The 23,261-nt window shown below is 70.7% G+C and carries 19 protein-coding genes; 8 read left to right on the forward strand and 11 right to left on the reverse strand.

Annotation, left to right across the window (positions count from 1 at the left end):
- Positions 1–58: 58 nt before the first annotated feature.
- Genes ACWD5Q_RS15065 through ACWD5Q_RS15095 form a run of 7 tightly spaced genes read right to left on the reverse strand, consistent with a single transcriptional unit; the run spans position 59 to position 8,158 of the window.
- On the reverse strand, positions 59–1,711 hold the full coding sequence (locus tag ACWD5Q_RS15065) for an ABC transporter substrate-binding protein (RefSeq protein WP_451427419.1): 1,653 nt from the start codon (positions 1,709–1,711) through the stop codon (positions 59–61).
- Between the two features lie 14 nt (positions 1,712–1,725).
- Positions 1,726–2,532, reverse strand: a complete 807-nt coding sequence (locus tag ACWD5Q_RS15070) for an ABC transporter ATP-binding protein (RefSeq protein WP_451427420.1) — start codon at positions 2,530–2,532, stop codon at positions 1,726–1,728.
- Positions 2,529–3,551 (reverse strand): ABC transporter ATP-binding protein, encoded by a 1,023-nt coding sequence (locus ACWD5Q_RS15075; protein ID WP_451427421.1) that lies wholly within the window; start codon positions 3,549–3,551, stop codon positions 2,529–2,531. The genes ACWD5Q_RS15070 and ACWD5Q_RS15075 overlap by 4 nt, the downstream gene beginning before the upstream one ends.
- On the reverse strand, positions 3,548–4,423 hold the full coding sequence (locus tag ACWD5Q_RS15080) for an ABC transporter permease (RefSeq protein ID WP_451427422.1): 876 nt from the start codon (positions 4,421–4,423) through the stop codon (positions 3,548–3,550). Before ACWD5Q_RS15080 ends, ACWD5Q_RS15075 begins: the two co-directional genes overlap by 4 nt.
- Complete coding sequence (locus tag ACWD5Q_RS15085; RefSeq protein WP_451427423.1) at positions 4,420–5,424, reverse strand: ABC transporter permease; 1,005 nt, start codon at positions 5,422–5,424, stop codon at positions 4,420–4,422. The genes ACWD5Q_RS15080 and ACWD5Q_RS15085 overlap by 4 nt, the downstream gene beginning before the upstream one ends.
- Before the next feature lie 8 nt (positions 5,425–5,432).
- Positions 5,433–7,061 carry an amidohydrolase gene (locus ACWD5Q_RS15090; protein ID WP_451427424.1) on the reverse strand — a complete coding sequence of 543 codons (1,629 nt, stop codon included), beginning with the start codon at positions 7,059–7,061 and terminating at the stop codon, positions 5,433–5,435.
- 26 nt (positions 7,062–7,087) lie between these two features.
- Complete coding sequence (locus ACWD5Q_RS15095) at positions 7,088–8,158, reverse strand: C45 family autoproteolytic acyltransferase/hydolase (RefSeq protein WP_451427425.1); 1,071 nt, start codon at positions 8,156–8,158, stop codon at positions 7,088–7,090.
- A 193-nt stretch (positions 8,159–8,351) separates the two neighbouring features.
- On the opposite strand from ACWD5Q_RS15095, the gene ACWD5Q_RS15100 reads away from it, so the two are divergent.
- Complete coding sequence (locus ACWD5Q_RS15100) at positions 8,352–9,380, forward strand: LacI family DNA-binding transcriptional regulator (protein ID WP_451427426.1); 1,029 nt, start codon at positions 8,352–8,354, stop codon at positions 9,378–9,380.
- A gap of 288 nt (positions 9,381–9,668) precedes the next feature.
- On the opposite strand, the gene hemQ is transcribed toward ACWD5Q_RS15100, so the two are convergent.
- Entirely contained in the window at positions 9,669–10,400 is a 732-nt protein-coding gene (hemQ, locus tag ACWD5Q_RS15105; RefSeq protein ID WP_451427427.1) for a hydrogen peroxide-dependent heme synthase, read from the reverse strand.
- A 4-nt stretch (positions 10,401–10,404) separates the two neighbouring features.
- A complete protein-coding gene (hemG, locus tag ACWD5Q_RS15110; RefSeq protein ID WP_451427428.1) occupies positions 10,405–11,862 on the reverse strand; it encodes a protoporphyrinogen oxidase in 1,458 nt (485 codons plus the stop codon).
- A 186-nt stretch (positions 11,863–12,048) separates the two neighbouring features.
- Here hemG and ACWD5Q_RS15115 point away from each other — a divergent pair, with 186 nt between their 5' ends.
- On the forward strand, positions 12,049–13,449 hold the full coding sequence (locus tag ACWD5Q_RS15115; protein WP_451427429.1) for an FAD-dependent oxidoreductase: 1,401 nt from the start codon (positions 12,049–12,051) through the stop codon (positions 13,447–13,449).
- A 128-nt stretch (positions 13,450–13,577) separates the two neighbouring features.
- Here the strand turns inward: ACWD5Q_RS15115 and ACWD5Q_RS15120 are convergent, their stop codons facing one another.
- Positions 13,578–13,922, reverse strand: coding sequence for a hypothetical protein (locus tag ACWD5Q_RS15120; protein ID WP_451427430.1), 345 nt, complete (start codon positions 13,920–13,922; stop codon positions 13,578–13,580).
- Positions 13,923–14,047: 125 nt separating this feature from the next.
- Between ACWD5Q_RS15120 and ACWD5Q_RS15125 the strand changes: the two genes are divergently transcribed.
- On the forward strand, positions 14,048–14,866 hold the full coding sequence (locus ACWD5Q_RS15125; protein ID WP_451427431.1) for a rhomboid family intramembrane serine protease: 819 nt from the start codon (positions 14,048–14,050) through the stop codon (positions 14,864–14,866).
- 38 nt (positions 14,867–14,904) lie between these two features.
- Here the strand turns inward: ACWD5Q_RS15125 and hemE are convergent, their stop codons facing one another.
- The gene (hemE, locus tag ACWD5Q_RS15130) at positions 14,905–15,972 is read right to left on the reverse strand and encodes a uroporphyrinogen decarboxylase (protein WP_451427432.1); all 1,068 of its coding nucleotides are present in this window, start codon (positions 15,970–15,972) and stop codon (positions 14,905–14,907) included.
- Between the two features lie 382 nt (positions 15,973–16,354).
- Between hemE and ACWD5Q_RS15135 the strand changes: the two genes are divergently transcribed.
- The 5 genes from ACWD5Q_RS15135 to ACWD5Q_RS15155 all read left to right on the forward strand — a co-directional run bounded on the left by ACWD5Q_RS15135 (position 16,355) and on the right by ACWD5Q_RS15155 (position 23,191).
- Complete coding sequence (locus ACWD5Q_RS15135; RefSeq protein WP_451427461.1) at positions 16,355–16,987, forward strand: DUF3000 domain-containing protein; 633 nt, start codon at positions 16,355–16,357, stop codon at positions 16,985–16,987.
- Between the two features lie 322 nt (positions 16,988–17,309).
- Positions 17,310–17,972 carry a helix-turn-helix transcriptional regulator gene (locus ACWD5Q_RS15140; protein ID WP_067229335.1) on the forward strand — a complete coding sequence of 221 codons (663 nt, stop codon included), beginning with the start codon at positions 17,310–17,312 and terminating at the stop codon, positions 17,970–17,972.
- Between the two features lie 256 nt (positions 17,973–18,228).
- On the forward strand, positions 18,229–19,503 hold the full coding sequence (locus tag ACWD5Q_RS15145) for an HRDC domain-containing protein (RefSeq protein ID WP_451427433.1): 1,275 nt from the start codon (positions 18,229–18,231) through the stop codon (positions 19,501–19,503).
- A 344-nt stretch (positions 19,504–19,847) separates the two neighbouring features.
- Positions 19,848–21,065 carry a thiolase family protein gene (locus ACWD5Q_RS15150; protein WP_451427434.1) on the forward strand — a complete coding sequence of 406 codons (1,218 nt, stop codon included), beginning with the start codon at positions 19,848–19,850 and terminating at the stop codon, positions 21,063–21,065.
- Positions 21,062–23,191: a 3-hydroxyacyl-CoA dehydrogenase NAD-binding domain-containing protein gene (locus ACWD5Q_RS15155; RefSeq protein ID WP_451427435.1), complete on the forward strand. Its 2,130-nt coding sequence runs from the start codon at positions 21,062–21,064 to the stop codon at positions 23,189–23,191. Before ACWD5Q_RS15150 ends, ACWD5Q_RS15155 begins: the two co-directional genes overlap by 4 nt.
- Positions 23,192–23,261 lie beyond the last annotated feature (70 nt).

Raw genomic sequence — 23,261 nt, forward strand, 5'->3', positions numbered from 1 at the left:
GCACATCGGGCCGCAGCCCGACCCCGCTTCCCCGGGACCAGCGAAAGTCGAATGAGGACTACTTGCCGGTTCCACCGAGGTGAGCCGCCCATGGGTAGTAGACGTAGTCGAATGCTGCCGGCGCCCCGGTGATCTTGCTTCCGAGCCACACGTCGTTCGTCAGCTCGATGCCGGAGAACATCGGATTCATCTCGTCGTGCAGCTTCTGCTCCATGCGTACGACCAGCTTGGAGCGGGCGCTGTCGTCCTTCGTGCTGATCGCCTCGGCGTAGAGCCCGTCGATGCCGCTGTAGCCGGACTGGTTGAAGGTGCCGCCGGTCACCGCGGTGAGGCCCAGCCAGTCGAGCGGGTTCGGGATGTTCGGCCAGAACTGCGTGTACAGCAGGTCGGTGTCGCCACGCGTCGCCGGGTCGTACAGGTAGTTCGAGTAGCCGGTTGCGGGTACGACGTTGAGCTTGAAGTTCAAGCCGATCTTGTCGGCCGCGTCCTTGATCCCCACGCCCAACTGCTGCGTCTCCGCCTGCTGCGGAACCACGAGGCTGATCTGCTTCGATCTCACGTCAGCCGGAACGCCGGCGAGCAGCTTCTTCGCCTCGTCGATCTTCGCGGAGCCATCGGTCTTGACCGAGTCGGCGTACGCGGTCAGGTCGTCCTTCGCGAAGCCGTACACGGCCGGCACGGTCTGCAGCGAAGCAGGGGTGCCCTCACCGCCGTACACATGGCCGCCGATGCCCTTCCAGTCGATGGCCATCTGGAGTGCCTTGCGCACCTCGGCGTTGCCCATCGCGCCCTTCTGGTTCGCGACCACGAGCGTGACGGCCAGGGGCGCGGGACCCGAGTAGAGCTTGCCCGCCGACGATGCCTTCAGCTGTGTCAGCCCGGCCATCGGCGGACCGTAAGTTCCGTCGATCTGGCCCGAGAGCAGACCGGAGGTGATCGCGGAGTCATCGGTCAGGAAAGTGAAGTCGATGTTCTTCACCTTCAGAGGCAGCGACTTGTTCCAGTAGCCGTCGTAGCGGCTCACGTCGATCGACTGGCCCTGCGTCCACTTGCCGAACTTGTACGGGCCCGTGCACATGACACCGACGTCCGGCGTACCGACCTTCTTGCCGTGTTGCTCGTAGAACTTCCTCTCGACGACGACACCGGCGAAGCTCGCCAATTCATCGTTGAAGAGGTAGTCGGGCTTCTTGAGCCTGACCGTCACTTCGCCGGCGCCCGTCTTCGCGATCGAGGCGACGTTCGAGTACAGGTAGCCGTAGAAGCTCGACTTGTCCGTCAAGTTGTGCCGCATGCTCCACACGACGTCGTCGGCGGTCATCGGCGAGCCGTCCCAGAAGGTGACGTCGCCGCGCAGCTTGTAGACCCAGGTCGTCGCGTCGGGATTCGAGTACGACTTCGCCAGATTGGGCTTGATCCGGAAGTCGGGTGTCTGGGCGAGCAGGGTCTCGCACATGTTCGAGTTGATCATGTTCGGCGTGTAGTCGGCCGACTGGAAGGGGTCGATGGTCTGAGGCTCGCCCTGGAAGACGTTCCAGGTGATCGAGTCGACCGAGCCCGAGCCCGTGGGCGTGAAGGTCGTCAGCGCGTCGGAGGACCCGGTCGCCGCTTCGGTGCCTGATGTGCCTCCGGAGCAACCGGCCAACGCGAGGGTGGTGGTGGCGGCGACGGCGAGTGCCGTGGCCCGTCTGCGCGGGCGGGGTGAGTACATGGCGCAACTCCTGGTCAGTGTCGGGCTGTGATGGCTTCGGGGTCCCACCCGTTGTGAGGGACGCTGTCGCGCAACAAGCGGGTGTAGGGGTCTTGAGGGTTGTCGAGCACGGCGGCGGTGGGCCCTTGCTCGACGACGGCGCCGTGGCGCATGACGATCGTGTCGTCGGTCACCTGGCGGATGACGGCGAGATCGTGGCTGATGAACAGGTAGCTCACACCGCGTTTCTGCCGGATGTCCGAGAGCAGATTGAGGATCTGCGCCTGGATCGAGACGTCCAGGGCCGACACGGCCTCGTCGAGGATGAGGATGTCCGGATCGGTGGCGAGCGCACGAGCGATGGCGACGCGTTGACGCTGCCCTCCGGAGAGTGACCTCGGCAGTGCCGCGAGCTGCCGGTCGTCGAGTCCGACGAGCTCGGCGAGTTCGCTCACGCGCTTCCTGGTCTCGTCGCGGCCGAGCCGGAAATGAACGCCGACGACTTCCGCGAGGCAGTCGCCGATGCGCTGACGGCGGTCGAGCGAGGTGTACGGATCCTGGAAGACGATCTGGATGTCCCGGCCCCGCTGACGGCGACTGCGTGCGGAACGCGCCGGGTGTGTGCGGTCCTCGCCCCGGAACACGATGCGACCACCGGAGGGACGCTCCAGGCCGATGATCATCCGCGCTGTGGTCGTCTTGCCGGAGCCGGATTCGCCGACGATACCGAGGGCTCCGCCCGGGGTCAGGGCGAAGCTCACGTCGGCGACCGCGGTCGACTCGGCACGCCCACGGCCGAACGTCTTGGTCAGGTGCTCGACCACGAGCAGCGGTTCAGTCATCGCTGGACCTCCTCGTTCGAAGGGGAGCCGAGATGCTGCTGCCGCACCATCTGGCCGTGCAGGCCCGGCATCTGGACGCACCGGGTCTGTGACGGACCGATCTGCAGCAGGGTCGGCACTCCTGCCCGGCACCTCTCTTGCGCGAAGCGACAGCGCGGCGCGAACGCACAGCCGTCCGGCGCCTCGTAAGCGGTGGTCGGATGACCGGTGATCGCGGGCAGTCGATCGACGCGTCGGTCGATCTCGGGTCGTGCCTGCACCAGTGCGGCGGTGTAGGGGTGGAGCGGGTTCTGGTGCAGTTGCACCGACGCCTGGCGCTCCATGACCTGGCCGGCGTACAGCACGATCGTCTCGTCGCACACGGCACCGGCGAGCTCCAGGTCGTGAGTGATGAAGAGCATCGCCATGCCGTACTCGCGCTGCATGCGCCGGAGAATCGCCATCACCTCCGCCTGGGTGGTGACATCGAGCGCGGTCGTCGGCTCGTCGGCGAGGATGAGCCGAGGTCGCGCGGCAACCGCGGCAGCGATCATCACCCGTTGCAGCAGGCCGCCGGAGAGCTCGTGGGGGAACTGCCGCAGCCGGCGCTCCGGGTCCCCGATCCCGACCTCGGCGAGCAGTTCCTGCGCGCGCTTGCGAGCAGCGGGCTTCGGCATCCGGTCGTTGGTGCGCATCGCCTCGGTGAGGAAGTCGCCGATCGTGCGTACGGGGTTCGTGTAGGCCCGTGCGTCCTGGAAGATCATCGCGACGTCCTTCGCCCGATAGGACCGCAGGGCGTCGGTGCGAAGGTCGAACACCTCGGCGCCGTCGAAGCGGATACCGCCGCGGACCTCGGCGCCGTCGGGGAGCAGGCGTGCGATGGTGCGAACCGTCATCGACTTGCCCGAACCGGACTCTCCGACCAGACCGAGAGTGCTGCCACGGTCGAGTGAGAACGAGACGTCGCGCAGCACGGTGCGCGATTCGCCCGCGACCGGCAACTGAACGGTCAGACCGTCGACTTCGAGAAGTGCGTTCACGAGCGTGCCTCCCAGCGCTCCGTGAGTCGGTCGCCGAGCATGTTCACGGCGCCGACGGTGGTGACGATGAGTGCGCTGGCGAGCAGCGCCTCCTGCGGGTGCTGCTGCAGCACACCGGCCATACCGGTGCCGCCCATCGCGCCCCAGTCCGATGTCGGTGGCTGCACCCCGAGGCCGATGAACGAGAGGCCGGCGAGGTCCATCAGGGCGAACCCGAAGGCGAGTGTGGCGTTGGCGACGATCAGCCCACCCACGTTGGGCAGGATGTGCCGCACTGCGATCCGCACCCCGTGCACGCCCTGAACCTGCAGTGCCGCGATGTAGGGCAGCGAGCGTTCGCGCAGCGCCGCGCTCCGCACGATGCGCGCGATGTAAGGGACGTAGGCGATGGACAGCGCCACAACGGCGGCGTTCAGGCCGGACCCGAACAGGGCGGTCGCCAGGATCGCCAGCAGCAGACCGGGGAAGGCGAACACGGCGTCGACGACGCGCACCACCATCTGGTCGAACCAGCCGCCGAACCACACGGCCGCGAGCGCGAGGATCGTCCCGAGGAACGTCGAGATCACCACGACGAGGAACGGTCCGATCAGCGCGGTGCGGGAGCCGTGGACAAGGCGCGAGAGAAGGTCTCGCCCGCTTGCGTCGGTTCCCAGCAGGTGCGCGCCGCTCGAGCCCTGGTACGCACCGGAGAGGTCGACGGCGTTCGGATCCTGCGGTGAAAGGAGTGGTGCGAGGACGGCGAAGCAGACGACGAGTCCGAGGAGGGCGATCGCCACCCAACCGGACAGGCCGATGGCTCTCGCACGCCGCGTCGTCCGCCGGCCGGCCTTTCGGGCCCCGATACGTCGCACCGCTGCTGTCGTGCTCATGAGTCCTTCTTCCCGATCGACACGCGCGGGTCGAGCAGTGTGTAGGCGATGTCGATGAGGGTGTTCAGCACGATGAAGGCGGCGACGTACACCAGGCAGATCGCCTGTACGACGGGGAAGTCCTTCTGCTGCACCGAACTCACGAGGAACTGACCGAGCCCGCCGAGCTGGAAGACCTGTTCCACGACGACACTTCCCGCGATCAGACCGGCGATCGTGAGACCCGCGACGGTGAGCACCGGCATCGCGGCGTTGCGCATCACATGTCTGCGTACGACGACCCCGTGGGACAGTCCGCGGCTGATCGCCGTCTGCACGTGATCGGCCGACAGTTCCTGCCGGATCGCGGTCTGGGCGAGTCGCGCGACGAACGCGACGGACGCGAGCGCGAGCGCGATCGACGGAAGAACCATGTGGTAGACTTCGTCGAGGCCCGCACGGCCGGCGCCGAACACCGGGAACCACTCCAGGTTGACGGCGAACACGAGGATCAGCACGACCGCTCCGACGAAGGTCGGCACCGCCATGACGGCCGTCGCGCCGGCCATGGCGGACCGTGACAACCAGCCGGGCTTGAGACCGGCGAGAGTGCCGATGGCCAACCCGAGCACCAGGACGACCGCTGCGGCCATGAGGACGAGAAGCGTGGTCGCGGAGGCGCGACTTCCGACCAGCGAAGCCACCGGTTGGTTGTAGATGATCGATGTTCCGAGGTCGCCGTGCGCCACGCCACCGAGCCACCGCAGGTATTGCTGCCAGATGGGGTCATCGAGGTGGTACTCGGCCTTGATCGAGGCGATTGCTTCGGGGCTCACGGTGCGACCGTGCGTGAGGTAGGTGAGCGGGCTTCCCGGTGCGGCGTAGAGCGCTCCGAAGACGACCAGGCTCGCGATGAACAAGGTCACCACCAGCCCCACGATGCGAGTGGCGATGAACCGCAGCATCACCCCGGTGGGCCGCTGCTTCGCCTTCGCCTGCCTTGGTCGCACTGGTGCCGTCATGGTGTGGCTCATCGGTGCACCCCTGGCTGCGCGCGATGGACCACGCGGCCACCCACGACTGTCCGCAGTACTCGCGTGTCGAGCAGTTCCTCGAGTGGTCGGGTGAAGATGTCCCGGTCGAGAACGATGAAGTCGGCGTACAGCCCCTCGACGAGACGGCCGTGAAGGTGCTCGGAGCGGCTCGCCCAGGCGGCGTCACGGGTGGCGTGCACGATCGCGTCCGCCAGGGGCAAGGCGTAGTGCGCGATGTTGGCAGGCAACGACGGATCGAGTGCCGAACGCCGTGTCGCCGCGATGAACATGTTGGGCAGCGGCGCATGCGGCGACGTGGGCGAGTCGGTGCCGAGCACGAGTGTGGCTCCGGCCTCGGTCATCTCGGGCCACGGGAAGCCGCGGTCGACCCGCTCGTCGCCGAGCATGCGCCGCCAGTTCTCCTGGATGGCGGGATCGGCGTGCACAGGCTGCATGCTCGCCGTGATGCCGAGTGCTGCCAGTCGGTCGATGTCCTCGGGGTCGACGACTTCGAGATGTTCGATGCGGTGGCGGCGCTCCTTGGGGCCGTTGAGAGCGACGGCTTGCTCGACGGCGCCGATCGCGACCCGGATCGCCTCGTCACCGATGGCGTGCAGGGCGACCTGCAGGCCGGCCGCGTCCGCGGCGGTCACCACCGGCGCGAGTTCGGCAAGACTCCAGATCGGGTCGGCGTTCGTGCCGTTCACGTAGGGCTTTCCGAGCGATGCGGTGCACCCGTCGACGGTTCCGTCGACCATGACCTTGATGCCGGTCACGCGCAGGAACGGGGTCGACCAGTGGGAGGCGAGTTCGACAGCGCGCTCGACCTGGGCCAGGTTCCTCCCCTCGTCGCCGGTGGGCTGGACGCGCCAGAACGCGGCGACGCGAGTGGTCAGGGCGCTCGCCGCATCGGCACGGCGCATCGCCTCGTAGTCGCCTTCGACCAGTGCCATCTCGGTCGAACCGACGACCCCGGACTCGGCGTACGCCGCAAGGACAACCGCCAGGGCCTCGTCACGGTCGGAGTCACTGGCGAAGCGGTCGAGTACCGGCCACACGAGGTGGTGCATCGCCGTCTCGTCGACCAGGCCGGTGGCCGCGCCCCGCTCGTCCCGGTGGACCGTTCCTCCGGGTGGTGATGCCGTGGTGTCGTCGATGCCGACTTCGGCGAGGGCGGCCGAGTTCAGCCAGATCGAGTGGAAGTCGTAGGCCTGCGCGTAGACAGGCCGGTCGGCGACGACGGCGTCGAGCATGCCCCGATCAGGTGCGCCGCCCGGGATGTCACCGTGTTTCCACCCGGTGGCGAGGACGCGAGGTGCGTCGGGGTGCTCCTGCGCCCACGTTCGAATGCGCCGCTGGATCTCTTCCACCGTGTTGGCGCCCCAGAGATCGACCTGGACCGCCGCCTCGCCGGTGCCGACCACGTGCGCATGGCCGTCGACGAATCCGGGGAGGACGGTCGCGCCGTCGAGGTCGTGGATCAGGGCATCCGGTCCGGCCACACGAGCTGCGGTGGCACCGTCGCCGACGTAGGCGAGCCGGTCCCCGACCACCACGAGCGACTCGGCCCAGGGGCGTTGGTCGGAGGTGAAGATTCGGGCGTTGCGGTAGAGATGAGCGGGCATGGTCGTGTCCTTGTCCATCGGGTTGCTCAGAACCGGTCGAGGCCCTCGTGGGCCGCAGCGTCGGGGTTGCCTGCCCGGTACTCGAGGGCAAAGCCGGGAAGGTCGAGAGATGCCGTGAGCAACGTGCTCCACCGCTCGTGGCCCGGCTGGGAATCGTCGGCGTGGACGCACACCACTGCGGCGGCCCCGTCGCCGCCGCAGAAGGCGGCCGCGCGCTCCGGCGCGGAGCAGCCGGTCATGCTGCCGCGCACGGCCTGCGCATGGTGGTACCGCTCGACCGACACCGATTCCGGAGCGCTGGTGTCACCGTCGGCGAGGCCGGAATCGAGAAAGTGGTTCGTGTGGATGACCCAGCCGTCGGTATCGGGTGGCACCACGGCGCATCCGGAGGGCGACATCTCGATGGACGCTGCTGCGGCGTGGCCGTCCCGGTAGGTTGCGACGGTCAGCACGGTGGACGCGCTCACGGTCGCGGAGGCGACGATGTCGCGGGCCTCCGCCACCGTTGTCGCCTCCTCGAGGACACGACGCGCGACAGCGTGGACGGGCACGCCGCCGGTGGTGTTGTCGGAGCGATGGTGCAGGATGTTGAAATGCAGGCCGAGACCGGCGTCGTTCACCCCGATCTTCGCGGCGGTGCCGAACTCGGTGAAGAGCTTCACCCGGCGTTGCGTTCCCGTCACGAGCGACAGCAGGAGACCGTCCGGAGTGAGCGAGTCGTGCCAGTCCCACGTCTGGATCGTCTCGGGTGGGCCGCCGGCGGGCGGCGCTTGCACGGCGGTTGTGCACTCGCCCTTCCCGGGCGCGGCGGCGAGTACTTCGGTCCGTGCGCCGACCGCTGCCACCTGCCATGGCTCGATTCCTGATGCCTCGGCGATTCCGTCGGACTCCTCGACCAGACCCGGACACCAGTCGCGCAAGGCGTCGTAGCTGTGGGCGACGATGTCGCGGACGGTCGTTTCCGAGATGCCCAGAACCTTGAAATGCGCCAGGTAGCGGGCGCTGACGTCACGCACCTGGTCCGCGTATCGCGTGCCGATCTCGCGTCCACGGGCACGGGAGTCGGTGGTGGTCGTGCGCAGTGTGTGCAGCTTCATGGTGTTGCTGTGCGACCTTTGCTTGTGAGGCCCGTCACGGTGAGGGGTGGGCGACACGCTAAGTAGGTAAAACGTTTAATACAATGGCGTTTCTCAGGTCACTTTCTGCTCTTTCTGTCGTTCTGGCGTGCGTCGGCGACCGCGGTCCGGCGGCGCGAGGCGGCGGCGGAAGGTACGAACCAAGGAGGTCGCCGTGGCTCGATCGAAGGGCGCCACCATTCGCGATGTCGCCCAGCGCGCCGGTGTCTCCGTCGCGGCGGTCTCGATGGCGCTCAATGGCACCGGGACGCTGAGCACGGCCACGCGACTGCGCGTCCGGGCCATCGCCGAGGAGATGGAATACGAAGCTGACGCCCTCGCGCGCGGTCTGCGACGTTCGTCGGTCGGGGCGATCGGACTCGTCATGCGATCGCTGGACGCCCTGGGAGAGTACGCGCCGCGGGGCGTCGATGTGTTCACCCGCTACATCGGCGCCGCCTCGGCTCAGGCGATGGACCGCGGACTCAGTGTGATGCTCGTGCCTGACCCGACCAAGCGGCCGACACCACCACTGGCACTGTCGCTCGATGGCTACATCGTGACGATGCCGCACGTGGATGATCCGGTGATCGGTCTCCTCGAACGGCGTGGGATCCCGTACGTGACGCTGGGACGCGATCCCAGCCGCCCGGATTTCACCGACTGGGCCACCGAGGACGACGGCTCCAGCTTCCGGCGCATCTACGAGCACTTCGCCGCATCCGGCGCCCGATCGATCGTGCTGTTGCGCGGAACCGACCCCAACGCGTGGAACATCGACAGTGAGGCGACGTACCGCGCATGGTGTGAGAGCGCCGGGATCACGCCGCGCGTCTACAGGTCGGCCGAGCGCGCAGGCGAGCACGGCGGCGAGAGCATCGCGCACGCGATCGTGGACGACGGGATCCCCGATGCGATCCTGTGCCACACCGGTCGTCAGGCGGCCGGAGTGCTCGCGGGCCTCACGGCTCGTGGCGTCGCCGTGCCCGATCAGACGATGCTTGCCGCGGCTTCCGACTCCGAGCACACCCGGCACAGCCGACCCGCCATCTCGGCAGTCGAACTCCACGCCGCGGAAACGACGTTGGCGCTGCTCGACCTTCTCCAAGCGCGCATCGCGGGCGAGCCGAGCGCGGGACCGGTCCTGACAACCGCCCGGTTCCGGGTCCGCGCATCCTCGCGGCGCACCGGCACGAAGGCCTGACCTCGTGCGGTCGGCTCAAGGAAACGGAACGAGGGCAACGTCGTCGACGCGCCCCGAGCCGACCGCACCAGGTCAGCGGTCGAACGGGTGGGGTGTGCCGGAGGACCGGCTGTCTCCGGTCGGCCCGAAGGGGTGGGGTACGGCGGTGGCCTCGCGGTCGGCAGTCGGCTCCCCGCCGGTCAGGTGACGCCGTCGGCGACGTATCCGCTGCCGCCCACCGCGTCCAGCCCGCCCCCGTGACAGGCCGATGCGCCGGGCACCGCGGGGTGCCCGGCGCATCCGTCGCGGTCAGGCGAGGCCGGCGACCAGCTCGGCCACCGACCGGCGGCGGCCGGTGAAGAAGGGGACCTCCTCGCGGACGTGCCTGCGGGCCTCGGAGCCGCGCAGATGGCGCATGAGGTCGACGATGCGGTGCAGTTCGTCGGCCTCGAAGGCGAGGACCCACTCGTAGTCGCCCAGGGAGAACGAGGCGACCGTGTTGGCGCGCACGTCCGGGTAGCCGCGGGCCATCTTGCCGTGGTCCGCGAGCATCCGGCGGCGGTCCTCGTCCGGCAGCAGGTACCAGTCGTACGAGCGCACGAACGGGTAGACGCTCACATAGTCGCGCGGCGTCTCGTCGGCGAGGAACGCCGGGATGTGCGAGCGGTTGAACTCGGCGGGGCGGTGCAGCGCCATGTTCGACCAGACCGGAGTGAGGGCCCGGCCCAGCCGCGTGCGACGGAAGAGGTTGTACGCCTCCTGCAACTGGTCGCTGGTCTCCGCGTGCCACCAGATCATGAGGTCGGCATCGGCGCGCAGGCCCGACAGGTCGTACGTACCGCGGATGGTCACGTCCTTGGCGGCGAGCTGGTCGAACAGCTCCTGGACCTCGTCGGCGTAACCGGCGCGGTCCTCGGGCAGCACGTCCTTCAGCTTGAAGACGGACCACAGCGTGTAGCGGATGACCTCGTTGAGGTCCTTGGCCAGCTTGCCCTTGTTCGGGATCCTGCCGGCCTCGGTGGTAGGGGCGTCGTCGCTCATGTGTCTATTCTCCCGCTCCGCCATGGAGGCTCTGCACCGGGTTGGCGATGAGCCGCTGCACACCCCGCGGATCGCCGCCGAGCTGGTCCACGGCCGCGTACGCGCTCGCGGTGCAGGCCGGGATGCCGACGCCGTCGTAGGCCGCACCGCACACGGCCAGTCCCGGGAGCTTCGCGACGTACTCACGGACGCGGGCCACGCGCGCGTAGTGCCCGACGGGGTACTGGGGCAGGCCGTCGGTCCAGCGGGTGACGCGGGTCTCCACCGGGGTGGCGTCCAGTCCGGTCGCCTCCCACAGGTCGCCGCGCGAGACGGCCACGAGGTCGGCGTCCTCGTGCTCGAGGATCCCGGTCTCCCCGTACCGCCCCACGGACGTCCGCAGGACGAGCAGGTCGGGGTTCTCGTCGGCGATCCAGCCCCACTTGCGGGAGGCGAAGGTCGACGCCTTGATCGTGCGCCCGTCGACCGGCGGCACCAGGAAGCCGCTGCCCTCGGGGAGGTCGGCGTCGGCGCGGCGGTAGGCGAGGGTGATCAGGGCCATGGAGGCGTACTCGACGGTGCGCAGTTCGGCGGCGGCCTCCGGGCACGCGGTGCGCAGCAGGCGGGCGGCCTGCGGGGCGGGCGTGGCGACGACCACCGCGTCCGCCTCGAACACGTGGTCGTCGACCAGGACCTCCCAGCCCTCGTCGGTGCGGTGCAGCCGGTCCGCGACGGACCTCAGGAGGATGTCGCCGCCCCGGGCCCGGACCGACTCCGCGACCGCGAGCGGGAGCCGGCCGACGCCGCCCTCGATGCCCATGAACACCGGGCCCGGCTGCGCGGCCGCGGCCCCCTGCGCCTGGACCTCGCGGACCGCCTCCGTCAGCGAGTCATGGGCCTGCGCGGCCTGGAAGAGCTGCGGCACCGCCGAGCGCATCGAGATGCGGTACGCGTCGCCCGCGTACACCCCGCCGAGCAGGGGCTCGACCAGGCGGTCGACGACCTCGCGGCCGAGGCGCTCCGCCACGTACTCCCCGACCGCGACATCGTCGCCGATCTCCGTACGCGGCAGCCGTGCGTCCTGCTCGATGCGGCGCAGGCCGTCGTCGGAGAGGAGGCCGAGGAGCGCGGACGCGGTGCCGGGAACGCCCATGACATGACCCTTGGGCATCGGCCGCAGGGCGCCGCGGGTCCAGATCGAGGCGGTCGCCGTGGCCGGTGGCTGGAGGTGGTCCCCGAGGCCCGCCGCGCGGGCCAGCGCCACCGCCTCGGGCCGCCGCGCCAGCATCGACTCGGCCCCGAGGTCGACCCGCACACCCGCGATCTCACCGGGGAGCAGCTTGCCGCCGACCCGGTCCGACGCCTCCAGGACCGTCACGCGCGCGCCCCGGTCCAGCAGCCGGTGGGCGGCGGCCAGTCCCGCGACCCCTCCTCCGATGACGACGACGTGCCCCGCGTCCGCGCGGGCGTGCAGTGCGCTCATGTCTCCCACCCTCTCAGACGCCGCCGGCGGTCCGCAGGGGCCGGTGGTCCTCACCGAGTCCCAGCCGTGACCGCACCGGGACCGGGTCCGCTTCCGGCGGCCGGTACGACGGGCGGGCGCGACGGGCGGGCGCGACGGGGCCGGGGCGGGCAGGACGAGGACGCCGCACCCTCGTAGCGTGTTCGCATGAGCATGAGCCGTGCGAGAGAGCGCCTCGTCGTCGTCGGCGGCGATGCGGCGGGCATGTCCGCCGCATCGCAGGCACGCCGCCTCAAGGGACCCGACCGGCTGGAGATCGTGGCGTTCGAACGCGGCCACTTCTCCTCGTACTCGGCGTGCGGCATCCCGTACTGGGTGGGCGGTGACGTCGCCACCCGGGACCGGCTGGTCGCCCGGACGCCCGAGGAGCACCGGGCGCGCGACATCGATCTGCGGATGCGGACGGAGGTCACGGAGATCGACGTCGCGCGAGGCCGGGTACGCGCGCGGGACGTCGATGCCGGGGCCGAGTACTGGATGCCGTACGACAAACTCGTGATCGCGACCGGTGCCCGCCCGATCCGTCCCGACCTGCCCGGTACCGACGCGCCCGGGGTGCACGGGGTGCAGACCCTCGACGACGGCCAGGCCCTGCTGGACACGCTCGCCGCCACACCGGGGCGCCGCGCGGTGGTCGTCGGCGCGGGCTACATCGGCGTGGAGATGGCCGAGGCGATGATCAACCGCGGTTACGAGGTCACGGTGGTCAACCGCGGCAGCCAGCCGATGGCGACCCTCGACCCGGACATGGGCCTGCTGGTGCACAGCGCCATGGAGGACCTGGGGATCACCATGGTGAACGACGCCCATGTCACCAAGATCCTCACGGGAGCCCCCGGCCCGGGACGCCGGGTCCGGGCGGTGGGCACGGACACGGCCGAGTACCCGGCCGACGTGGTGATCCTCGGGATCGGCGTACGACCGGAGACGGCGCTCGCGCGGGCCGCCGGTCTGCCGCTCGGCCCGCACGGCGGGCTGCTCACCGACCTGGCGATGCGGGTGCGCGGCCACGAGAACATCTGGGCGGGCGGCGACTGCGTCGAGGTGCTCGACCTGGTCTCGGGCCTGATACGGCACATCGCGCTGGGCACGCACGCCAACAAGCACGGTCAGGTCATCGGCACCAACGCGGGCGGCGGCTACGCCACGTTCCCGGGCGTGGTCGGCACGGCCGTGAGCAAGGTCTGCGACCTGGAGATCGCGCGCACCGGGCTGCGGGAGAAGGACGCGCTGCGGGCCGGGCTGCAGTACGAGACGGTCGTCGTCGAGTCGACCAGCCGCGCGGGCTACTACCCGGACCCCGCGCCCATGACCGTCAAGATGCTCGCCGAGCGCCGTACGGGACGGCTGCTCGGCGTCCAGATCGTCGGCCGGGAGGGCGCGGCCAAACGCGTCGACATCGCGGCGGTGGCACTGACGGCACGGATGACGGTGGAGGAGATGACGGCCCTCGACCTGGGCTACGCGCCGCCGTTCTCCCCGGTGTGGGACCCGGTCCTGGTGGCCGCGCGCAAGGCGGCGGCAGCGGTGACCGCGGCGGCCCGGTAGGAGTGGGAGAGCTCGCGGCCGGTGATCCACCGGCCGCGGCCTCCGGGGTCCCACGGGGCGGGGCTTCGATCCGGCCGTTCCCTGCGGACCGACGCCGTCGCGCCGTCGGGTGGTGCCGCCCCGCTCCGTCAGGCCGTTTCGTGCTGGCCGACCCCGTTGATCCGCTCGATCGCCTGCCGGGCCTGCTCGGCCGGCGGCCGCGGCGGCAGCGAGGACACGGACGCGCTGGAGGGCACGGCGGCGGCCGGCTGGGGCTGCGCCGCCGGCTTGGCGTGCGCGGCGCCGGGCCGGGCGGAGCGCAGCCGGTAGCCGACGGCCTCGTCGAGGGTCACGGGACGCTGCAGCTGGGAGGCCAGCCGCCCGGCCTCCTGGCCCAGCCGGGCGACGTCCTCCCAGGGCAGGCGGATCACGAGCGCCAGCTCGGCCTCGCCGTCGGGCAGAGCGTGTACCGGAGGAATAACTCGGTCGTTCATCGCCTGTTCCTCACGTCGTCCCCGCGACACGCCTTCCCCGCACCGCGGGCGGTTGTGGAGACATACGCACGGGCGGAGCGCCGCGTTCACCGGTTTGCCGGTCACATCCAGGGCACTCCTTCCTTGTGGTCATTCCCGTTCATGACGTCAACCCGGTGCGGCGCACGCCCTATGTGACGTACGCGCTGATCGCGGCCTGCTTCGTCGTCTTCCTGCTCACCCCCGGCATGGCGGGCTCGGTGGCGGGACAGAGCGAGTTGTCCCAGCTGTGTCATCTCCAGGCGTTCCTGGACCACTACGCGGCGGTGCCCCGGGAGTTGATCCACGATCAGCTCCCGCGGCTCGTGCCCACGGGAGCGGTGGGCGTCGGCCCGCACGGCGCGGGCTGCGTGGTGGGCCCGCCGGACTACCACAAGTCGCCGCCGGCGTCCGTCTTCACGGCGATGTTCCTGCACGGCAGCTGGCTGCACCTGCTGGGCAACATGCTGTTCCTGCTGATCTTCGGCAACAACATCGAGGACCGCCTCGGCCACATCCGCTTCGCGCTCTTCTACGTGGCGTGCGGGTACGCGGCCTCGTACGGCTTCGCCCTCCTCGACACCACCTCGGGCGACCCGCTGATCGGCGCGTCCGGCGCGATCGCGGGCGTACTCGGCGCGTATCTGGTCCTGTTTCCGCGGGTCAGGGTCTGGATCCTGGTCCCGTTCCTGCTCTTCCTGCCCCTGCGGCTGCCCGCGTGGATCGTGCTGGGCTTCTGGTTCGTACTGCAGGCGGTCTACTCGTCCGGGGGCGGCGTCTCCAAGGCCGGGACGGTGGCGTACGCGGCCCATGTGGTCGGCTTCCTCGTGGGCATGGTCCTGGCCTGGCCGCTGCGCCCGGGCACCCCGCCGCCGCCCGAGCCGCGCGGTCTGCGGTGGGGCAGGCAGGCGCGGCCCGGGTGGTGAACCGGCGGGCGGGGTCCTTCGGGCCGGGCGGGGGACGGTCAGCGGGCCGTCCGCGTGTGGACGTGGTCCACGAGCCGGGTGAGGGAGTCCGGGTCGGTGGACGGCATCACGCCGTGGCCGAGGTTGAAGACATGGCCCTCGAGACCCGCGGCGGCGTCCAGCACCTCCTGGGTCTTCGCCTCGACGGCCTCCCTCGGGGCGAAGAGGATCGCCGGGTCGAGGTTGCCCTGGAGGGCCTTGCCGGGGCCGACGCGGCGGGCCGCCTCGTCGAGCGGGACGCGCCAGTCGACACCGACGACGTCCGCGCCGGCCTCGCCCATCAGGCCGAGCAGCTCTCCGGTGCCGACGCCGAAGTGGATACGGGGCACGCCGTACCCCTCGACGGCCCGGAAGACCTTGGCCGAGGCGGGCAGCACCGAGCGGCGGTAGTCCGCGGGGGCGAGGGCGCCGGCCCACGAGTCGAAGAGCTGGACGGCCGAGGCGCCCGCTTCGATCTGGACCTTCAGGAAGGCGGCCGTGATGTCCGCGAGCCGGTCCACCAGGTCGGACCAGAGCTGCGGGTCGCCGTACATGAGCGCCTTGGTGTGCTCGTACGTCCGGGAGGGGCCGCCCTCGATGAGGTAGCTCGCGAGGGTGAAGGGGGCGCCCGCGAAGCCGATCAGCGGGGTCGTGCCCAGCTCGGCGGTGAGCAGCCCGATGGCCTCCGTGACATACGAGACGTCCTCGGGGGTCAGGTCGCGCAGCCTCGCCAGGTCGGCGCGGGTGCGGACGGGGTGCTCGACGACGGGGCCGACGCCGGGCTTGATGTCGAGGTCGACGCCGATGGCCTTGAGGGGGACGACGATGTCGCTGTAGTAGATCGCCGCGTCCACGCCGTGCCGGCGCACCGGCTGAAGCGTGATCTCCGTGACCAGCTCGGGCCGCGTGCAGGATTCGAGCATCGGGATGCCCTCGCGCACCTTGCGGTACTCGGGCAGGGAGCGCCCGGCCTGCCGCATGAACCACACCGGTGTGTGCGGCACGGGCTCGCGCCTGCACGCCTTCAGGAAGGCGGAGTCGTACGTCACTGTCGGCTGGCCCGTCGCGGGGCGGTCATTGGCACTCACGGCAAAAGTCTCGCACGCCCTACCGACGGCCCTGTCCGGGGTGGGCACCACGGGGCCGGGGCTGATCGGCGCGGGGCGCGGGAGCCGTGCGTCAGCACACCCGGCACGCAGACACGGTGCTCTCGGGCGGGACCGTGAGGCGACACCGTCGCCGCACCGCCGAGGCCCCCTGGGGCCATGGCCGCAGGTCCTCTCGAACCGCCCTTCCACGGCGCACCGGCGCGCGGTCGTACCCAGGCGCCGACGGCCGCAACCGCACCGCGCCGTTCCCCGCCAAACCGCCGCCGGCATCGGGTGTCTCTCCCTGCGAACGCGCTTTCTTCCCCTTACTCTTCCCCGCATGGCTGCGGCTCAGGAACGACCGACGGACGGCGCTGGCGAAATGGGCGACGCGGAGGAGGGGGAGCAGGATGCGAGGGATAGGGATACGGCTCCGCTGCCCTTCCGTGCCGCGGTCGACGCGCTGAGGACCGCGCGCCTTCGGGCCGAGATCGAGATCGAGCCCACCCGCCCGCCGCAGCGGCTGGCCCCGTTCGCCTACGCCCTGGAAGCGGCGGTCGTCCAGGAGGACGAGGATCTGGCCGACGGGCGTCTCGTCCTGCTCCACGACCCCGCCGGGCACGAGGCCTGGCAGGGCTCCTTCCGTCTGGTCACCCTGGTGCGCGCGGAACTCGAACCGGAGATGGCCTCGGATCCCCTGCTGCCCGAGGTGTGCTGGTCCTGGCTGACCGGCGCCCTTCAGTCCCGCGGGCTGTCGTACGGCGAGGCGAGCGGCACCGTCACCCGTGCGAGCTCGCACTACTTCGGCGGGCTCGCCAACCGCCCGGCCGTCTCGCAGATCGAGATCCGCGCCTCCTGGACGCCGCGGGAGGGCCTCGGCGGCGTCCCGGACACCGCCGCCCATCTGGCCTCCTGGTGCGATCTGCTGGCCCAGGTGGCGGGTCTGCCCCCGGCGAATCCGGGGGACGCGTCGGTGGTGACGCTGCCGCAGCGCCGGGGGCCGCAGCTCCGTTGACAGCCCGCCGGCACCTGCGGCGACGGGGGCCGTGACGGTCACACACGCGCACATCGCGACCGTGTCAACCCCGACTTGACCTTCCTTGCCGTCTCTTTGTCGATACGGCCCCTTTCGGACCCTTATCCATCAAGGACCGAACCCATTCGATCTTCGCCTGATCGCTCGCTCATCCGAATTGCCCGGATTGTTACTCACCAAATCGTGATCATTCTCTAAAGGAGCACGGGTTTGGTGCCGAAGACGACTGTGACCTTGAAAGCACGGTTCGTCCCGGCTTCATCCCCAGAGCCGGCCCCGTCCCGCACCCCCAGGAGGCCTGGTGTCCGTTCTCCTCGAGCAGCCCGCAAGCCTGGTCGCCTACCGCCCGAACAAGCCGACCGCCATGGTGGTCGTCGCCGACCCCCGGGTCCGTTCCACCGTCACCCGCCATCTCTGGGCGCTCGGAGTGCGCGACGTCATCGAGGCGTCGTCGATCGCGGAGGCCCGCCCCCGCGTCGGCAACCCGCGTGACATCTGCGTCGCCGACGTCCACCTCCCCGACGGCTCCGGCCTCACCCTCCTGTCGGAGACCCGCGCCGCGGGCTGGCCCAACGGTCTCGCCCTGTCCGCCGCCGACGACATCGGCGCGGTCCGCAACGCCCTCGCCGGCGGTGTGAAGGGCTATGTCGTCACCGGTACGCGTACGAACGTCGGGCTCCCCACCCGACCCGGCGCGGCCCCGATCGGCGCCGCGGCCGCGCGCCTGCACCGCCGCCCCCCGGGTGCCCCGAGCCACCCGGGCGGCTACCGCGAGCTGTCCGGCCGTGAGGTCGAGGTGCTGCGCCTGGTCGCCGAGGGGCAGTCGAACAAGGCGATCGGCGTCTCCATGGGCCTGTCCGCGCTGACCGTCAAGAGCCATCTCGCCCGCATCGCCCGCAAGCTGGGCACCGGAGACCGCGCCGGAATGGTGGCGGTGGCCCTCCGGACCGGCATCATCCACTGACCCGCCCACCGACCCGCCTACGAACCCCGCACCCCCGCACCCCATCCTCGCCCCCGGCCCCGCACCCCGAGCCGCCGCAGGCACGAGTCCTAGCCGCCGCCCGCCGCGCCCCCTGGACGCGCCCGCCCCGCGCCACCCGCGGGCACGGGAAGCCCGCGCCGCCCTGTGTCATACGTGGCTGATTTACGCCCCTCCAGCGCCCGTCGACGGAACGTTCCGTCGGCGGGCGCCGTCCACGCACAGATACCCTTGACAGGTGACCGACGCCGAAGAGACCGCAGCAGACAGCCCACTGCGAACCACCGGAGGCGCCCCTCCGGACGATGTCGAAGCGGCGCCGATCCCCTTGCTGGAGCCGCGTGACGGCATTCCGCCCGTGATCGCCGACGAGGCCTCGCTCGCCGAGGTGATCGCCGCGTTCGCCGCCGGCAGAGGCCCCGTCGCCGTCGACGCCGAACGCGCGTCCGGCTACCGCTACGGCCAGCACGCCTATCTGGTCCAGCTCCGTCGCGCGGGCGCGGGCACCGCGTTGATCGACCCCGTGGCCTGCCCCGACCTGTCGGCCCTGGGCGAGGCGCTCTCCGGTGTGGAGTGGGTGCTGCACGCCGCCACCCAGGACCTGCCCTGTCTGCGCGAGATAGGCATGGTGCCCACGCGCCTGTTCGACACCGAGCTGGCCGGGCGCCTCGCCGGGTATCCGCGGGTGGGCCTCGGCGCCATGGTGGAGAGCGTCCTGGGCTTCGTCCTGGAGAAGGGACACTCGGCCGTCGACTGGTCGACCCGGCCGCTGCCCGAGCCGTGGCTGCGCTATGCCGCCCTCGACGTCGAGGAGCTCGTCGACCTGCGGGACGCCCTGGAGAAGGACCTGGACCGGCAGGGCAAGCTGGACTGGGCCCAGCAGGAGTTCGAGGCGATCGCCTCCGCCCCTCCGGCGGAGCCCCGCAAGGACCCCTGGCGCCGTACGTCCGGGATGCACAAGGTGCGCCGCCGCCGGCAGATGGCGGCCGTCCGTGAGCTGTGGCAGACCCGGGACCGGATCGCGCAGCGCCGCGACGTCTCGCCGGGCAAGGTGCTCGGGGACGCCGCGATCATCGAGGCCGCACTCGCCCTGCCGCCGAACGTGCACGCCCTGGCCTCGCTGAGCGGCTTCGGCCACCGCATGGGCCGGCGTCAGCTGGAGCAGTGGCAGGCCGCGATCGACCGGGCCAAGGCCCTGCCCGAGGCCGAGCTGCCGCAGCCCGGGCAGCCGGCGGCCGGTCCCCCGCCGCCGCGTGCGTGGGCCGACCGGGACCCGGCGGCCGCGGCCCGGCTGTCCGCCGCGCGCGCCGCGGTCTCGGCGCTCGCCGAGCAGCTCGCCATGCCGCAGGAGAACCTGATCTCCCCGGACGTCGTACGGCGCCTGTGCTGGGAGCCGCCGAAGCCGGCCGACGCCGCGTCGGTCGCCGCCGCGCTCACCGGGTACGGCGCCCGGCCCTGGCAGGTCGAGCAGGTCACCCCGGTGCTCGTGACCGCGCTGTCCGTCAACGGCTGAGGCCGGACACACCCGCACGCAGGACCCACCGGCACGCACGAGGCGGGCGCGGCCACGAGCCGCCCCGCCGCCGTACGCACACGGCCGCACCCCGTGCCCCCGGCAGCCGAGCGTCGAAATCACGCCAACCAGCCGCCTCTCACACGACACCTCCCCGCCCCCTCTCCGCCCCTTTCCACCCGTCTCGCCCCCTCTCCCTCCTCTTCGTCCCCCTGTCGGGGGTGTGACCTTCACCGCTTGGCCCGGCGGGACTGGGCAGCTTGGTTACTCACAAGTAGCATGAGACTGAGCGCGCGCTCAGCGCGTCGCAGCAGTGCCATCCCGCACCCTGGAGGAGAGCCATCGTGCCTCGTACCGTCAGGGACGTCGTCTTCGTCGACGGCGTCCGTACCCCGTTCGGCAAGGCGGGCCCGAAGGGCATCTACCACGAGACCCGCGCCGACGACCTCGTCGTGAAGGCGATCCGGGAGCTGCTGCGCCGCAACCCGGGTCTCGACCCGAAGAAGATCGACGACGTCGCCGTCGCCGCGACCACCCAGATCGGCGACCAGGGCCTGACCCTCGGCCGCACCGCGGGCATCCTCGCGGGCCTGCCGACCTCGGTGCCCGGCTACTCCATCGACCGCATGTGCGCGGGCGCGCTGACCGCCGTGACGACGACGGCGGGCTCCATCGCGTTCGGCGCCTACGACGCCGTCATCGCCGGTGGTGTCGAGCACATGGGCCGTCACCCGATGGGCGAGGGCGTCGACCCGAACCCGCGGTTCGTGAGCGAGAAGCTGGTCGACGAGTCGGCCCTGTTCATGGGCATGACGGCGGAGAACCTGCACGACCGCTTCCCGCAGATCACCAAGGTGCGCGCCGACGAGTACGCCGTGCGGTCGCAGGAGAAGGCCGCCAAGGCCTACGCCAACGGCAAGATCCAGCAGGACCTCGTGCCGATCTCGGTCCGCCGCACCAGCCCCGAGGGCGGTGAGACGGGCTGGGGCCTGGTCACCTCCGACGAGCCGATGCGCCCGGGCACCACCCTGGAGAACCTGGCGAACCTCAAGACGCCCTTCCGCGTCCACGGCCGGGTCACCGCGGGCAACGCGGCCGGTCTGAACGACGGCGCCACCGCCTCGATCCTCGCGTCCGAGGACTTCGCGCGCGAGATGGGCCTGCCCGTCAAGATGCGTCTGGTCACGTACGCCTTCGCGGGCGTCGAGCCGGAGGTCATGGGCTACGGCCCGATCCCGGCGACGGAGAAGGCCCTCGCCAAGGCGGGCCTGTCCATCTCCGACATCGGCCTGTTCGAGATCAACGAGGCCTTCGCGGTGCAGGTGCTGGCCTTCCTCGACCACTACGGCATCGCGGACGACGACGCGCGCGTCAACCAGTACGGCGGCGCCATCGCCTTCGGTCACCCGCTCGCCGCCTCCGGCATCCGTCTGATGACGCAGCTGGCCCGCCAGTTCGAGGAGCAGCCGCAGGTCCGTTACGGCCTGACCACCATGTGCGTCGGTTTCGGCATGGGCGCGACGGTCATCTGGGAGAACCCGCACTTCGAGGGGGACAAGTGAGCACCACCGCTGAACTGCTGAAGGGTGCGGCCGAGCTGTTCCCGGGCGAGGTCGTCACGCAGGCGCACGTACGCCACTTCGACCTGCCGCAGGGTGCGGGCCGTTTCGCCCTGATCACCCTCGACAACGGCCTGGACCACACCAAGCCGACCACCTTCGGCCCACAGTCCCTCGCGAACCTCGACATCGCGATCGACCAGGTCGAGAAGGAGGCCGCGGGCGGCGAGATCGTCGGCGTCGGCATCACCGGCAAGCCGTTCATCTTCGCGGTCGGCGCCGACCTCAAGGGCGTCGAGCTGCTGAAGCGCCACGAGGACGCGCTGGCCATCGGCAAGGGCGGCCACGAGGTCTTCAAGCGCCTGTCGAAGCTGGCCGTGCCGACGTTCGCGTACTACAACGGCGCGGCGATGGGCGGCGGCGTCGAGGTCGGCCTGCACTGCACCTACCGCACGGTGTCCGCGGCCATCCCGGCGTTCTCCCTCCCCGAGGTGTTCCTCGGTCTCGTTCCGGGCTGGGGCGGCTGCACCCTGCTGCCGAACCTGATCGGCGCCGACAAGGCCGTCACGGTCATCATCGAGAACTCGCTCAACCAGAACAAGCAGCTCAAGGGCAAGCAGGTCTACGAACTGGGCATCGCCGACGCCCTCTTCGAGGGCGCCGACTTCCTGGAGCAGTCGCTGGTCTGGACGACGGCGGTCCTCAAGGGCGAGATCGAGATCGAGCGGCCGGCGATCGACCGCGGCGAGGCCTGGGACCAGGCGGTCGCCCGGGGCCGCTTCATCGCCGACAGCAAGGTGCACGGCGCGGCTCCGGCCGCCTACCGCGCGCTCGACATCATCGCCGCGGCCAAGAACGGTGACCTGCAGCAGGGCTACGACGCCGAGGACCAGGCCCTCGCGGACCTGATCATGGGCGGCGAACTGCGCGCCGGCATCTACGCGTTCAACCTCGTCCAGAAGCGCGGCAAGCGTCCCGCGGGTGCTCCCGACAAGAACCTGGCGCGCCCGGTCACCAAGGTGGGTGTGGTCGGCGCGGGTCTGATGGCCTCGCAGCTCGCCCTGCTCTTCCTGCGCCGCCTCGAGGTCCCGGTCGTCCTCACGGACATCGACCAGGAGCGCGTCGACAAGGGTGTGGGCTACGTCCAGGGCGAGATCGACAAGCTGCTCGCCAAGGGCCGCGTGAACCAGGACAAGGCCAACCGTCTCAAGGCGCTGGTGTCCGGTGTCCTGGACAAGGCGGAGGGCTTCGCGGACGCGGACTTCATCATCGAGGCCGTGTTCGAGGAGATGTCGGTCAAGCAGCAGGTGTTCGCCGAGGTCGAGGCGGTCGCGCCCGCGCACGCGGTTCTCGCGACCAACACCTCCTCCCTGTCGGTGACGGAGATGGCCTCGAAGCTCCAGCACCCCGAGCGGGTCGTCGGCTTCCACTTCTTCAACCCGGTCGCGGTGCTGCCGCTGCTGGAGATCGTCCGCGGCGAGAAGACCGACGACGCGTCGCTCGCCACGGCGTTCGGCGTCGCCAGGAAGCTGAAGAAGACCGCGGTTCTGGTCAAGGACGCCCCGGCGTTCGTCGTCAACCGCATCCTCACCCGCTTCATGGGCGAGATCCAGAACGTCATCGACGAGGGCACCCCGGTCGAGGTCGCGGAGAAGGCGGTCGAGCCGCTCGGTCTGCCGATGTCGCCGCTGGTGCTGCTGGAGCTGGTCGGCCCGGCGATCGGCCTGCACGTCTCGGAGACCCTCAACAAGGCGTTCCCGGACCGCTTCACCGTCTCCCCGAACCTCAAGGCGGTCGTCGAGGCGGGCAAGCGCGGCTTCTACGTCTACGACAGCGGCAAGCCGGAGCTGGACCCGGAGGTCGCCGCGCTGCTGAAGCAGGGCGACACGGTGCTGACCGAGGAGCAGGTCCGCGAGCGGGTGCTGGACGCGGTCGCGCAGGAGATCGGCCTGATGCTCGACGAGGGTGTCGTGGCCGAGGCCCAGGACATCGACCTGTGCCTGATCACGGGCGCCGGCTGGCCCTTCCACCTGGGCGGCATCACGCCGTACCTGGACCGCGAGGGCGTCTCCGAGCGCGTGAACGGCAAGAGGTTCCTTCAGCCGGGCGTGGCGTCGGTGCCGGCGTAGTCTCCGCACCGCGTTTTCCGCATGGCGAAGGTGCCCGGCACTCCGATGGGAGTGCCGGGCATCGGCGTTC

It is taken from the genome of Streptomyces sp. NPDC002513 (assembly GCF_053595355.1).

Excerpts from the sequence above, each read along its gene's own strand:
- ACWD5Q_RS15070 (WP_451427420.1), bottom strand. The coding sequence starts at position 2,532 with ATGACTGAACCGCTGCTCGTGGTCGAGCACCTGACCAAGACGTTCGGC.
- ACWD5Q_RS15095 (WP_451427425.1), bottom strand. The coding sequence starts at position 8,158 with ATGAAGCTGCACACACTGCGCACGACCACCACCGACTCCCGTGCCCGT.
- ACWD5Q_RS15065 (WP_451427419.1), bottom strand. The coding sequence starts at position 1,711 with ATGTACTCACCCCGCCCGCGCAGACGGGCCACGGCACTCGCCGTCGCC.
- ACWD5Q_RS15115 (WP_451427429.1), top strand. The coding sequence starts at position 12,049 with ATGAGCATGAGCCGTGCGAGAGAGCGCCTCGTCGTCGTCGGCGGCGAT.
- hemG (WP_451427428.1), bottom strand. The coding sequence starts at position 11,862 with ATGAGCGCACTGCACGCCCGCGCGGACGCGGGGCACGTCGTCGTCATC.
- ACWD5Q_RS15135 (WP_451427461.1), top strand. The coding sequence starts at position 16,355 with ATGGGCGACGCGGAGGAGGGGGAGCAGGATGCGAGGGATAGGGATACG.
- ACWD5Q_RS15090 (WP_451427424.1), bottom strand. The coding sequence starts at position 7,061 with ATGCCCGCTCATCTCTACCGCAACGCCCGAATCTTCACCTCCGACCAA.
- ACWD5Q_RS15120 (WP_451427430.1), bottom strand. The coding sequence starts at position 13,922 with ATGAACGACCGAGTTATTCCTCCGGTACACGCTCTGCCCGACGGCGAG.
- ACWD5Q_RS15080 (WP_451427422.1), bottom strand. The coding sequence starts at position 4,423 with ATGAGCACGACAGCAGCGGTGCGACGTATCGGGGCCCGAAAGGCCGGC.
- ACWD5Q_RS15085 (WP_451427423.1), bottom strand. The coding sequence starts at position 5,424 with ATGACGGCACCAGTGCGACCAAGGCAGGCGAAGGCGAAGCAGCGGCCC.
- hemQ (WP_451427427.1), bottom strand. The coding sequence starts at position 10,400 with ATGAGCGACGACGCCCCTACCACCGAGGCCGGCAGGATCCCGAACAAG.